Below are 12,911 nucleotides of genomic sequence, written 5' to 3'. Positions count from 1 at the left end.
CAGCGGGGGCGGCGCGCGCGTCAGCGCTTGCCGGCGTCGGTCACCCGCACGATGGTGGCCATGCCGGTGTCGCCGGCGGCGCAGCCGGTGAAGAGACCGGTGCCGCCGCCGCGCAGCACCAGTTCCTCGACCAGTTCCATCACCGCGCGCAGGCCGGTGGGTGCCTGCGGATGGCCCCAGACGAGCGAGCTGCCGTAGTTGTTCATCCGCTCCCAGGCGAAACCGGTGTCGCGCGCCAGGGCGATGTCGTTCACCGCGAACGGGTTGTGGGTCTTGACGGCGTCGATCTGGTCGATGGCGAGGCCCGCGGCCTTCAGCACGTTGAAGCAGGCGGGCGACGGCGCCATCGGCATGTAGCCCGGCTCGACCCGCGCCATGCCGAAGCCGAGGATCCGCACCTCGATATCCGGGCGGGCCGACATCGCGCGGGCCAGCTCGCGGGTGGTGACCAGCGCGCCGGCGTTGCCGTCGGCCGGATGCGTCTGCCCGCCGAAGGTGACGGTGCCGTCGGGCTTGACCGGCTTCAGCCGCGCCAGGCCTTCGGCCGTGGTGGGAAAGATGCCCTCGTCGGCCGACAGCACGCCGGCCGGCTTCTTGCCGCGCGGATCGCCCAGCGGCACCTCGACCATGTAGCGCCGCTGGAAGGCGCGGTCGTCGGCCAGCGCGGCCTCGTACTGGGCGTGGCGGTGCAGCTTCACCGCATGCTGCTCGGCGGTGTCGATGCCGTAGCGTCGGGCCACGTTCTCGCCCGTCTCCAGCATCGCGTTCTTGGCATACGGGTCGTGCGCCATGTTGTCGGGCACCCAGTGCTCGGTATGGCCGTAGCCGCCCGGGCCGGCGGGGTTGGGGTAGTACACCACCGGGCCGTTCGACTGCTTGTCGGCCATCACCAGCAGCGCGCAGCGGGCGCTGCCCAGCGCCACCTCCTGCGCCGCCATCTGCAGCGCCCGCACGCTGGTGGCGCAGGCCTGCTGCACTGTGGGGCCGGCCACCCGGTCGATGCCCATCAGCCCGGTGACATAGGGCGTGCCGTAGAAGCTGCCGCGGTACGGGTTGGTGTGGCCGAGGATGGCCAGGTCGATCTGCGACAGGTCGGCACCGCGCGCCTCGAGCGCGGCGCGGCCGGTGCGAGCGGCCAGCGGCAGCGGGTCGAGCGTGGCGAGCGCGCCCTGCCATTTGGCGAACGGGGTGGACCAGTAGAGGCCGTAGGGAATGTATGCCTGCATGCGATGTCTCCTTGCTTTTTCTGGGCAGCGGCGCTGCGGGATTGCGAGATCGGGGATTACCCGCAGGGCCTGCACCGAAGGCCCCGGACGGCATTGCCGCCCCCGAAAACTAGTTATATACTATAACCAAATCACACTTCGCAAGCAAGAAAGCGCGCCATGTCCCAGCCCTCATCCGCCACCGGCCTCACCGTCGAGATCCAGGACACGATCGCGATCCTGCGGCTCGACCGGCCCGCCAAGCGCAACGCCCTCAACGACGCGCTGGTGCTGGCCCTGCGCGACGCCTTCGAGCGGATGCCCGCCACGGTGAAGGCCGCGGTGGTGCACGGCGCGGGCGACCATTTCTGCGCCGGCCTGGACCTGTCGGAGCTGAGCGAGCGCGACGCGGTGCAGGGCCTGCACCACTCGCGCATGTGGCACAAGGCGCTCGATGCGCTGCAGTTCGGCCCGGTGCCGGTGATCGCGGCGCTGCACGGCGCAGTGGTCGGCGGCGGGCTGGAGCTGGCCAGCGCGGCCCACATCCGGGTGGCCGACGCCACCACCTTCTACGCCCTGCCCGAAGGCACCCGCGGCATCTTCGTGGGCGGCGGCGCCTCGGTGCGGGTGCCGCGCCTGGTGGGCGTGGCCCGCATGACCGACATGATGCTCACCGGCCGGGTGTACGACGCCGAACAGGGCGAGCGCGCCGGCTTCGCCCAGTACCTGGTGCCGGCGGGCGAATCGCTGGCCAAGGCGATCGCGCTGGCGCAGAAGGTGGCCGGCAACGCGCCGATGACCAACTACGCCCTGACCCAGGTGCTGCCCCGCATCGCCGACCAGACCGCCGACCACGGCCTGCTGACCGAATCGCTGGTCGCGGCCATCGCCCAGTCGGCACCCGAGGCCAAGGCCCGCGTCGCGGCCTTCCTGCAGGGCAAGGCCGCCAAGGTGCAGAAGGGCTGACACGCCCGCCCTGCCCCGCCGGCCGCGCCACCACGAGAACGACAGGAGACATCCCATGGCCGCAACCACCCTCGCCGCGGACGCATCGTCGGCCACCGCCGCGCCCGCCCGCTACCGCCCGATGGCCTACGGCGACGACACGCCCCGGGTCACGGAAGGCCCGACGGCCGGCGTGCGCTACCTGGTCAGCCGCACGCCGCTGCAGCCCTACGCCCGCAGCATGGGCGAGCGGCTGGCGCACTGGGCCCGCACCGCGCCCGACCGCACCCTGTTCGCCCAGCGCCTGCGGCAGGTCGACGGCACGCTGGGCGACTGGCAGCACCTGATCTATGCCGATGCGCTGCAGGCGGCGCGCCACGTGGGCCAGGCGCTGCTCGACCGGGGCCTGAGTGCCGAGCGGCCGGTCGCGATCCTCAGCGAGAACTCGCTCGACCATGCGGTGCTGGCGCTGGCCTGCCTCTACGTCGGCGTGCCCTACTGCGCGGTGTCGCCGGCCTACTCCACCGTCAGCACCGATTTCGGCAAGCTGCGCCATGTGCTCGACACGCTGACGCCGGGCCTGGTCTTCGCGGGCGATACGGCCCGCTACGGCGCGGCGGTGCGCGCGGTGGTGCCGGCCGACTGCGAGGTGGTGGTGGCGGGCGATGCGGCACTGCTGGAGCGGCCCGCCGGGCGCGTCACCGCATTCCAGTCGCTGCGCGGCACGGTGCCCACGCCCGCCGTCGATGCGGCCGCTGCCGCGGTGGGGCCGGACGACATCGTCAAGTTCCTCTTCACCTCCGGCTCGACCAAGCTGCCCAAGGCGGTGGTCAACACCCACCGCATGTGGTGCGCCAACCAGCAGCAGATGCTGCAGGCGATGCCGGTGCTGGGCGAGGACGGCCTGGTGCTGGTCGACTGGCTGCCGTGGAACCACACCTTCGGCGGCAACCACAACTTCGGCATCGCGCTCTACAACGGCGGCACGCTCTACATCGACGACGGCAAGCCCACCGCCGCGCTGATGCCCGAGACGCTGCGCAACCTGCGCGAGATCGCGCCCACCGTCTACTTCAACGTGCCCACCGGCTTCGAGGCGATCGCCGAGGCGATGAAGACCGACGCGGTGCTGCGCCGCAACCTGCTCTCGCGGGTACGGCTCTTCTTCTACGCCGCCGCCGCGCTGGCCCAGCCGGTCTGGGATGCGCTGCACCGCAGCGCCGAGCACGAGGTGGGCGAGCGGATCGTGATGGGCGCCGGCCTGGGCATGACCGAATCGGGCCCCTTCGCCCTGTACGTGAACCGGCCGCAGGTCGGCTCCGGCGACGTGGGCGTGGCCGCCGCCGGCCTGGAGCTGAAGCTGGTGCCCCAGGGCGGCAAGACCGAGCTGCGCTACCGCGGCCCCAACATCACCCCCGGCTACTGGCGCAACCCCGAGGCGACGGCCGAGAGCTTCGACGAGGAGGGTTTCTTCTGCACCGGCGACGCGGTGGCCTGGGCCGACCCGGACGACGCCGCGCGAGGCCTGCGCTTCGACGGGCGCATCGCCGAGGACTTCAAGCTCTCCACCGGCACCTTCGTCAGCGTGGGGCCGATGCGCGCGCGGATCATCGCCGCCGGCGCGCCCCATGTGCAGGACGTGGTCGTCACCGGACTGAACCGCCGCGAGGTGGGCGCCCTGGTCTTTCCCACACCGGCGGTGCGCGCCCTGGCCGGCCTGCCGCCCGGCGCGCCGTGGGCCGAGGTGCTGGCCAGCGCGCCGGTGCGCGCCCGTTTCCAGCAGCTGCTCGACGCGTTGGCCGCCACCGCGACCGGCAGCGCCACCCGCATCGCCTGCCTGCTGCTGCTCGACGTTCCGCCCTCGATCGACCGCGGCGAGATCACCGACAAGGGCTCGATCAACCAGCGGGCGGTGCTCCAGCACCGCGCCGCCCTGGTCGATGCCCTGCACGACGGCCAGGCGCCCGGCGCGCTGCGCCCCTCCTCCACCCCCCTCTAGGACAACCACCATGGACATTCAAGGACACGCCGCGATCGTGACCGGCGGCGCATCGGGTCTGGGCGAAGCCACCGCCCGCGAGCTGGCCCGGCTGGGCGCGAAGGTGGCGGTACTCGACCTGAACCTCGCGCGCGCGACCGAGGTCGCGGCCGAGATCGGCGGCATCGCCTGCGCCTGCGACATCGCCGACGCCGCCAGCGCCGAGCCTGCGCTGGCCCGCGCCGCCGAGGCCCACGGCCCGGCCCGGGTGCTGATGAACGTGGCCGGCATCGGCAGCGCCAAGCGCGTCGTGCAGCGCGACGGCAGCGCCGCGCCGCTGGACGCCTTCGAGCGGGTGGTGCGGGTCAACCTGGTCGGCAGCTACAACATGAGCCGGCTCTTCGCCGCCCGGTGCGTGCCGCTGGAGCCGCTGGCCGGCGGCGAGCGCGGGGTGATGCTGTTCACCGCATCGGTCGCGGCCTTCGACGGCCAGGTGGGCCAGCAGGCCTACAGCGCGTCGAAGGGCGGCATCGTCGGCATGACGCTGCCGATGGCCCGCGACCTGGCGCAGTACGGCATCCGCGTCTGCACCCTGGCGCCGGGCCTGTTCGCCACGCCGCTGATGCAGGAGCTGCCCGAGGCGGTGCAGGCATCGCTGGCCGCCTCGATCCCGTTTCCGCCGCGGCTGGGCCGGCCGGAAGAGTTCGCCCAGCTGGCGGCGCACGTGGTCGCCAACGGGCACCTGAACGGCGAGGTGATCCGCCTCGACGGCGCGCTGCGGATGGCGCCGCGCTGACGCCGGCGCAGGCCGGCGACGGACCGGCGCGATCGGCAGTCCTGGAATGCCGATGCTATGTTTTTAATAGCTAGAAGCCGGCGCCATACGCCGGCCCCAGGCACTTTCGATACTTAAGAAGGAGACGACATGACTTTGCACCGCCGCCATCTCTTGCAGGGCCTGGGCGCCCTGGCCGCCACCGGCCCCTTGGGGCTGCGCACCGCGCAGGCCCAGGCGCTGGACCAGGTGAAGATCTTCTACGGCTTTCCCGCCGGCAGCTCGGGCGACACCGTCGCGCGGCGGGTGGGCGAGCGCTTGGCCGGCAGCCCCTACACCCGCAACCCGGCGGTGGTCGAGAACAAGCCGGGCGCCGGCGGGCGCATCGCGCTGGAATCGCTCAAGGCGTCGCCGGCCGACGGCTCCTGCCTGGCGCTGGCGCCGGTCTCGGCGCTGGCCAACTACCCACACATCTACGCCCGGCTGGCGTACCAGCAGAGCGATTTCGCGCCCGTCTCGATCGCCGCGGTGATGCACCACGGCCTGGCCGTCGGCCCGATGGTGCCGCCCGAGGTGAAGACGCTCAAGGACTTCGTCGCCTGGGCCAAGGCGCATCCGAAGGACGCCAGCTACGGCTCGCCCGGCGCCGGCACCACGCCGCACTTCATCGGCGCGCTGCTCGGCATCGAGACGCAGACCGAGCTGAAGCACGTGCCCTACCGCGGCTCGATCCCCGGCGTGACCGACACCGTCGGCGGCCAGATCGCCGCGATGGTCACGCCCAGCGGCGACTACCTGCCGCACTTGAAGAGCGGCAAGCTGCGGGTGCTGGCGACCTCGGGCCGGCAGCGCTCGCCCTACCTGCACGACGTGCCGACCTTCGCCGAGCAGGGCCTGCCCAGCCTGACGGCCGAGGAATGGTTCGGCTTCTACGCCCCGGCCCGCACCCCGGCCGCGACGGTGGCCGCCGCCAACGCGGCCATCGCCCAGGCGCTGCGCGAGAAGAGCGTGACCGACAGCCTGGCGATCGTGGGGCTGATCGTGCAGGGCTCGACGCCCGAGGAGATGGCCGCCTCGCAGAAGAGCGAGTACGAGCGCTGGGGGCCGCTGATCAAGAAGATCGGCTTCACCGCCGAGTCCTGAGATCACCCCCAGGCATCGCGCTTCGCGTCTTCGCCCACCTCCTGCGCGTTGGCGATACCGGGGGACCGGCAGAGCCGGATCCACGGTATCCCTGAGCCGCCGAACACCTCTTCTTCGCCTTTCCCGTTCCTCCGGAGATTCGCCATGTCCACACGATTCCGTACCTTCGCCCCTTCCCCTGTGCTGGCCGTCGCGCTGGCGGCCACGGTCGTCGCCGCGTGCGGCGGGTCCGACGGGCCGCCCGCCGCGCCGCAGCTGGCGGCGGCCACGCCGGGGACGCTGCAGTCGTGCACCGATCTGGTCGGGCGCGGGGGCTTTGCCAACACCACCCTGACTGCGGCCACGCTGGTGCCGGCGGGCACGTTGGCGGTCGCCGGGCAGCCGGTGGGCGAGCACTGCCTCGTGACGGGGCGAATGTTCAACCGTGTGAGCCCCGTCGACGGACAGACGTATGCGATCGGCTTCGAGATGCGGCTGCCGCGGGCGTGGAACGGCCGCTTCTTCCACCAGGTCAACGGCGGCACCGACGGCGCGGTTCTGACCGCGACCGGCGGCATCGGCGGCGGCGGCCCTCTGACCAGCGGGCTGCAGCAGGGCTTCGCGGTGATCTCGTCGGACGCGGGGCATGCCGCCGCGCAGAATCCGCTGTTCGGACTGGACCCGCAGGCCCGGCTCGACTACGGCTACCAGGCGGTCGGCAAGCTGACGCCGATGGCCAAGGCGCTGATCGCCACCGCCTACGGCAAGGGCCCCGACCGCTCCTATCTGGTCGGCTGCTCCAACGGCGGCCGGCATGCGATGGTGGGCGCCGCCCGGTATGCGGACCAGTACGACGGCATCCTCGCCGGCAACCCGGGCTTCAACCTGCCGAAGGCGGCGGTCGCCCAGCTCTACGGAGCGCAGCAGTTCAACACCACCGCCACCAACCCGGCCGACCTGGCCAGCGCCTTCACCCCGGCCGAGCGCGCGCTGGTCGCCGGCAAGGTGCTGGAGCGCTGCGACGCGCTCGACGGCGCGAGCGACGGGCTGGTGCAGGACGTGCAGGCCTGCAAGACGGCCTTCTCGCTCGACCGCGACGTGCCCACCTGCACCGGCGGCCGCACCGGCAGCTGCCTGAGCGGCGCGCAGAAGACGGCGCTGGGCAACATCTTCAAGGGCGCCCGCAACAGCGCGGGCAACGCGGTGTATGCATCCTTCCCGTTCGACGCGGGCATCACCAGCAGCAACTGGGCGGGGTGGAAGTTCAGCTCGTCGATCGGTGCGGCGCGGGACCCGGTGGCGGTCGGCTTCATCTTCCAGGTGCCGCCGGCGCCGGTCTCGATCCTGGCCGACACCAAGGCCTTCGCGCTCGGCTTCAGCATGGACACCGACGCGCCGAAGATCGCCGCGACCAACGCGCTGTACGGCGAATCGGCGCTGTCGTTCATGACGCCGCCGGCGGGCGATCTCTCCACCCTGCACGACCGCGGCGCGAAGATGATGGTCTACCACGGGGTGAGCGACGGCGTCTTCTCGCCCGACGACACCGTCGCCTGGTACGACCAGCTGCGCGCCAGCCGCGGCGGCTATGCGGCCGACTTCGCGCGGCTCTACCTGGTGCCCGGCATGAACCACTGCAGCGGCGGCCCGGCCACCGACCAGTTCGACATGGTCAACGCCCTGGTGCAGTGGGTGGAACAAGGCCGCGCGCCGGATCGGGTGATCGCCACCGCCCGCGGCGCCGGCAATGCCGGCGGCGTGAACACCGAACTGCCCGCCGGCTGGTCGGCCAGCCGCAGCCGGCCGCTGTGCGCCTATCCGCAGGTCGCCCGCTACAACGGCAGCGGCGACACGGAAAGCGCGGCCAGCTTCAGCTGCCAGTAGCCGCCGGGGCGCTTATGCGCGGCGGCGGGGCCGGCCTGCCGTCGCGTCACAATCGGCCGATGCCCTCCCCGCGCAAAAGCGCCGCCCCGTCCGCCGTCGCCACCGCCACCACCGAGGTCGACACCCGCTACCTCGAAAGCCTGGTGGGCTATAACGCCCGCCGCGCGTCGCTGGCGATCATCGAAGTCTTCATGGAACGCATGGCGGTCTACGGATTGACGGTGGTCGATTTCTCGGTGCTGTCGCTGGTGGCGCACAACCCGGGCATCACCTCGCGCCAGCTCTGCACCGCGCTCAGCATCCTGCCGCCCAACCTGGTCGGCCTGATCGCGGCGCTGGACCGGCGCGGGCTGGTGGAGCGCCGGCCCCATCCCACCGACGGCCGCGCGCTGGGGCTGCACCTGACCCGCAGCGGGAAGGCGCTGGTCAAGCAGGCGGAAGCGACCGCGGCCGAATTGGAGGTGGACGCCACCGCGCGGCTGACCGAGCGCGAACGCGCCACGCTGATCGCGCTGCTGCGCAAGGTGTACGGCGGCAGCGCCTGAGGCGGTACGGCGCCGGGTGGCGCCGGACAGCGGGCTTACGCGGCGGCAGGAGCGAGCGCCGCATCCAGCAGCTCGATCCAGTGCCGCACCGGCACCTCGCTGCCGCTCTGCAGGTGGGTGATGCAGCCGATGTTGGCCGAGACGATGGTCGTCGGCTGCAACTGGTTCAGATGGCCCAGCTTGCGGTCGCGCAGCGGATAGGCCAGCGCTGGTTGCAGCACCGAGTAGGTGCCGGCCGAGCCGCAGCACAGGTGCGATTCGTTGGCCGCCACCTGGATGTCGAAGCCGAGCGCGCGCAGGTTCACCTCCACCCCGCCCCGCAGCTTCTGCCCGTGCTGCAGGGTGCACGGTGGGTGGTAGGCCACCACGCCCACGGGCGGCGTGACACGGGATTTCAGGGCCGGCACCAGCTCGGGCAGCAGCTCGCTCAGGTCGCGGGTCAGGTCGCTGATCCGCCGGGCCTTGGCGGCATAGGCCGGGTCGTCGCGCAGGATGTGGCCGTATTCGCGCACCGTGGCGCCGCAGCCCGACGCGTTCATCACGATCGCCTCGGCCTCGCCGCGCTCCACGATCGGCCACCAGGCATCGACGTTGGCGCGCATCTGCGCCTTGCCGCCGGCTTGGTCGTTGAGGTGGAATTTCACCGCGCCGCAGCAGCCGGCCTGGGGCGCCACCATCGCCTGGATGCCGGCCGCGTCCAGCACCCGCGCGGTGGCGCTGTCGATGTTGGGCATCATCGAAGGCTGCACGCAACCCGCCAGCACCAGCACCTTGCGCACATGGCTGCGGCTGGGCCATGCGCCCGGTGCCTGCCGGGCCGGCACCTTCGCCTTGAGCGCGCCGGGCAGCAGCCCGCGCACCGCCTGGCCCAGCTTCATCGCCGGGCCGAAGAGCGGCGACGGCAGCGCCTCCTTCAACATCCACCGGGCGGCGGCCTCGCCGGCCGGCCGCGGCACCTTGCTGTCGACCACCTTGCGGCCGATATCCACCAGGTGGCCGTACTGCACCCCGCTGGGGCAGGTAGTCTCGCAGTTGCGGCAGGTCAGGCAGCGGTCGAGGTGCAGCTGGGTGCTGCGGGTCGGCGTGTGGCCCTCGAGCACCTGCTTGATCAGGTAGATGCGGCCGCGCGGGCCGTCCAGCTCGTCGCCCAGCAGCTGGTAGGTCGGGCAGGTGGCGGTGCAGAAGCCGCAGTGCACGCACTTGCGCAGGATGGCCTCGGCCTCCATGCCGTCGGCGGTGCCCTGGAATTCGGGAGCGAGTTCGGTTTGCATGGGGTGTGGTTCTTGTCGGTGGGCCGAAGCGCTAGCGCATCGGTGCCGTGGGTGCCGCTGCCGGCGGTCCGGCGGTCTGCGTGCCCCGGCCGGCGGATGCGGGGCGATTGAAGATGCCGGCCGGATCGAACTCTTTTGTCAGCGCGCCCTGGATGCGCTCCAGCACCGGCGAGACGGCGTCGAAACGTGGCTCGTGCGCCGACGCGGCAGACGCGCGGAACAGCGTCGCATGGCCGCCGGCAGCGCGCGCCGCGGCCCGCATCCGCGCCGACGCACCGGGCGCCGCGCGGTACCAGCGCTGGCCGCCGTGCCATTCAACGAGCGGTGTTTCGTGCAGCGGCATGGCTGGGGCGGTCTGGGGCACCGACAGGCGCCACAGATCGAAAGCATCGGATTCGCTTTTGTCGAACCATGGGAGCTGCTGGTGGCGCAAGGCATCCCACCGATCCGCGGTATCCGCCACCCGCTTGCCGCCGAGCTGGGTGCACGCCGCCTCGACCGCCGCGACCGCGCCGCGCAGGCGCAGGTACAGCACGCCTTCGCCGTGCTCTTCCAGCCACGCGCTGGCATTGAGCGGCAACGGCCGCCCGCCCCAGCCGTGCAGCAGCGCCAGCGCCTCGGTCTGGCTGCAACCGAAGCGCAGCGTGGCCTCGGCCGGCATGTGGGGCAGCACCTTCAGGCTGACTTCGGCGATCACGCCCAGCGTACCCCGTGAGCCGGCCAGCACGCGCGACACGTCGTAGCCCGCCACGTTCTTCATCACCTGCCCGCCGAATGTCAGCACCTCGCCACGGCCGTTGACCAGCGTGGCGCCGAGCACGTAGTCGCGCACCGACCCCAGATTGGCCCGGGCAGGCCCCGCCAGCCCGGCCGCCACCATGCCGCCGACGGTTCCACCCGCGGCGAACTGCGGCGGCTCGAAGGGCAGGCACTGGCCTTTTTCCGCCAGCGCGGCTTCCAGCTCGGCCATCGGCGTGCCGGCGCGCACGGTGACGAACAGTTCGCTCGGCTCGTAGCCGGTGATGCCCGAGAACGCGCGCGTGTCGAGCGTTTCGCCCTCGACCGCATCGCCGTAGAAATCCTTGGTGCCGCCGCCGCAAAGACGCAGCGGCGTGCCGTGCGCGGTCGCCGCACGGATGCGGTCGACCATCGTGTCGAGCGCGGAAGATGCCGAAACCATGGGTTCGTCCTAGAAACGCGGAAGATCGGCGAAGGGCTGTACCTGTCCGGCGCGGACCACCTGCTTGCCGTATTCGGCGCACCGCTGCAGCGTGGGAATCACCTTGCCCGGATTGAGCAGGCCTGCCGGATCGAAAGCGCGCTTGACGCCGAACATCTGCTCGTTCTCGGCGGCGCTGAACTGTACGCACATGCTGTTGAGCTTTTCGATGCCGACACCGTGCTCGCCCGAGATGGTGCCGCCCATGGTGACGCTGGTCTCCAGGATGTCGGCGCCGAACAGCTCGCAGCGGTGCAGCTCGTCGGGATCGTTGGCGTCGAACAGCACCAGCGGATGCAGGTTGCCGTCGCCGGCATGGAACACGTTGCAGCAGCGCAGCCGGTACTTCTTCTCCATCGCCTGGATCGCCAGCAGGATGTCGGCGAGCCGCTTGCGCGGGATCGTCGAATCGAGGCACATGTAGTCGGGGCTGATCCGGCCCGATGCGGGGAACGCGTTCTTGCGGCCGCTCCAGAATTTGAGGCGCTCGGCCTCGTTCTCGCTCACCGCGATCGCGGTCGCGCCGCAGTGGCGTAGCACGTCGGTCATCCGGCCGATCTCTTCGGCCACCTCTTCGGGCGTGCCGTCCGATTCGCAGAGCAGGATGGCTTCGGCATTCAGGTCGTAGCCGGCCTTGACGAAGTCTTCGACCGCCGCGGTCATCGGCCGGTCCATCATCTCCAGGCCGGCCGGAATGATGCCGGCCGCGATCACCGCCGCGACCGCATCGCCCGCCTTGCGCAGGTCGTCGAAGCTGGCCATGATGCAGCGGGCCAGCTGCGGCTTGGGCACCAGACGCACGGTGACCTCGGTGGTGATCGCCAGCATGCCTTCGCTGCCGATGACGAGCGGCAGCAAGTCGAGGCCCGGGCTGTCGAGCGCATCGCCGCCGAACTCGACGGCGTCGCCCTCCGCGGTGAAGCCGCGAACCCGCAGCACATTGTGCAGGGTGAGTCCGTACTTGAGGCAGTGCACACCCCCCGAGTTCTCGGCCACGTTGCCGCCGATGGTGCAGGCGATCTGGCTCGAGGGATCCGGTGCGTAGTAGAGATTGAACGGCGCCGCCGCCTCGCTGATCGCCAGGTTGCGCACGCCGCACTGCACGATCGCCGTACGGCACAGCGGATCGATTTTCAGGATGCGGTTGAACCGGGCCAGCGAAAGCGTCACGCCCATGAAGTGCGGCATCGCACCGCCGGACAAACCGGTGCCCGCCCCGCGTGCCACGACCGGAACACCCAGGCGGTGGCAGGTCCTGAGCACCGCCGCGACCTGCGCTTCGGTCTCCGGCAACGCCACCACGAGCGGCCGCATCCGGTAGGCGGTCAAACCGTCGCATTCGTACGGCGTCGTGTCTTCATCGTGCCAGATCAGCGCATGCGGAGGCAGGTCGCGCTGCAATGCACGAACGACCTCCTGCTTGCGTGCCGCACGTTCGGTGGGATCTTGCGGGTTCGTCTGGGTGGTAACGGTCATGGGCGCGGTGGATCAGCGTGAGCCCGCCAAGATGACAGGGTCGCCACAAAGATCAAAGAGGGATTACGCCGACCTTGGGCTCTAAATTCGCCCTTCTGATTTCATGGACGAACTGCCATGGCTTGGCACCCGATCTGCCAGCCTACTGTACGAAAAAGCGCGTTCGTGCGGGTAGAAGTTTTTGGTTGGTTGGTACGCAAAAACTTCCGACAAAAGCATCGATGGCGGTTTGCCCCTTCTCCACTTCAACCGACCCGCTTGGCTGAGTATCAGGGTGCCTTGAAGCGTTTTGCGCGCGCCGCAAAAGGTAAAGCCCCCGCATCCTGGGGATGCGGGGGCTTTACGGGCTGTAGGAGCCTGACGATGACCTACTTTCACACGGGAACCCGCACTATCATCGGCGCGGAGGCGTTTCACTGTCCTGTTCGGGATGGGGCCATCAAGCCGGTGCCCTGCGAGGCGCGCGAGACGAAATAGGAGGTCGCCATCGC

10 protein-coding genes are annotated in these 12,911 nt (G+C 71.0%); 6 read left to right on the top strand and 4 right to left on the bottom strand.

Annotated elements, in window-relative coordinates; translation table 11 throughout:
• Window positions 1–20 precede the first annotated feature (20 nt).
• Window positions 21–1,226 carry a thiolase family protein gene (locus ASE76_RS08465; RefSeq protein ID WP_055837693.1) on the bottom strand — a complete coding sequence of 402 codons (1,206 nt, stop codon included), beginning with the start codon at window positions 1,224–1,226 and terminating at the stop codon, window positions 21–23.
• A 159-nt stretch (window positions 1,227–1,385) separates the two neighbouring features.
• On the opposite strand from ASE76_RS08465, the gene ASE76_RS08460 reads away from it, so the two are divergent.
• The 6 genes from ASE76_RS08460 to ASE76_RS08435 all read left to right on the top strand — a co-directional run bounded on the left by ASE76_RS08460 (window position 1,386) and on the right by ASE76_RS08435 (window position 8,454).
• Window positions 1,386–2,171, top strand: coding sequence for a crotonase/enoyl-CoA hydratase family protein (locus ASE76_RS08460; protein ID WP_055837691.1), 786 nt, complete (start codon window positions 1,386–1,388; stop codon window positions 2,169–2,171).
• Between the two features lie 55 nt (window positions 2,172–2,226).
• The gene (locus ASE76_RS08455; RefSeq protein ID WP_055837688.1) at window positions 2,227–4,149 is read left to right on the top strand and encodes a feruloyl-CoA synthase; all 1,923 of its coding nucleotides are present in this window, start codon (window positions 2,227–2,229) and stop codon (window positions 4,147–4,149) included.
• A gap of 10 nt (window positions 4,150–4,159) precedes the next feature.
• Entirely contained in the window at window positions 4,160–4,924 is a 765-nt protein-coding gene (locus tag ASE76_RS08450) for an SDR family NAD(P)-dependent oxidoreductase (protein WP_055837686.1), read from the top strand.
• Between the two features lie 129 nt (window positions 4,925–5,053).
• A complete protein-coding gene (locus ASE76_RS08445) occupies window positions 5,054–6,046 on the top strand; it encodes a tripartite tricarboxylate transporter substrate-binding protein (protein WP_055837684.1) in 993 nt (330 codons plus the stop codon).
• 144 nt (window positions 6,047–6,190) lie between these two features.
• Window positions 6,191–7,909 (top strand): tannase/feruloyl esterase family alpha/beta hydrolase, encoded by a 1,719-nt coding sequence (locus ASE76_RS08440; protein WP_055837681.1) that lies wholly within the window; start codon window positions 6,191–6,193, stop codon window positions 7,907–7,909.
• Window positions 7,910–7,968: 59 nt separating this feature from the next.
• Window positions 7,969–8,454, top strand: coding sequence for a MarR family winged helix-turn-helix transcriptional regulator (locus ASE76_RS08435; RefSeq protein ID WP_201781848.1), 486 nt, complete (start codon window positions 7,969–7,971; stop codon window positions 8,452–8,454).
• Window positions 8,455–8,489: 35 nt separating this feature from the next.
• Here ASE76_RS08435 and glcF read toward each other — a convergent pair whose 3' ends face one another.
• The 3 genes from glcF to ASE76_RS08420 are packed head-to-tail and all read right to left on the bottom strand — an operon-like array spanning window position 8,490 to window position 12,420.
• The gene (gene glcF, locus ASE76_RS08430) at window positions 8,490–9,725 is read right to left on the bottom strand and encodes a glycolate oxidase subunit GlcF (RefSeq protein WP_055837678.1); all 1,236 of its coding nucleotides are present in this window, start codon (window positions 9,723–9,725) and stop codon (window positions 8,490–8,492) included.
• 31 nt (window positions 9,726–9,756) lie between these two features.
• Window positions 9,757–10,905: a glycolate oxidase subunit GlcE gene (gene glcE / locus ASE76_RS08425; protein WP_082448212.1), complete on the bottom strand. Its 1,149-nt coding sequence runs from the start codon at window positions 10,903–10,905 to the stop codon at window positions 9,757–9,759.
• Window positions 10,906–10,914: 9 nt separating this feature from the next.
• Window positions 10,915–12,420, bottom strand: a complete 1,506-nt coding sequence (locus tag ASE76_RS08420) for an FAD-linked oxidase C-terminal domain-containing protein (RefSeq protein ID WP_055837677.1) — start codon at window positions 12,418–12,420, stop codon at window positions 10,915–10,917.
• Between the last annotated feature and the right edge of the window lie 491 nt (window positions 12,421–12,911).

Source organism: Xylophilus sp. Leaf220 (assembly GCF_001421705.1).
Lineage (GTDB): Bacteria > Pseudomonadota > Gammaproteobacteria > Burkholderiales > Burkholderiaceae_C > Xylophilus.
This window is presented reverse-complemented; position numbering and strand designations above follow the sequence as displayed.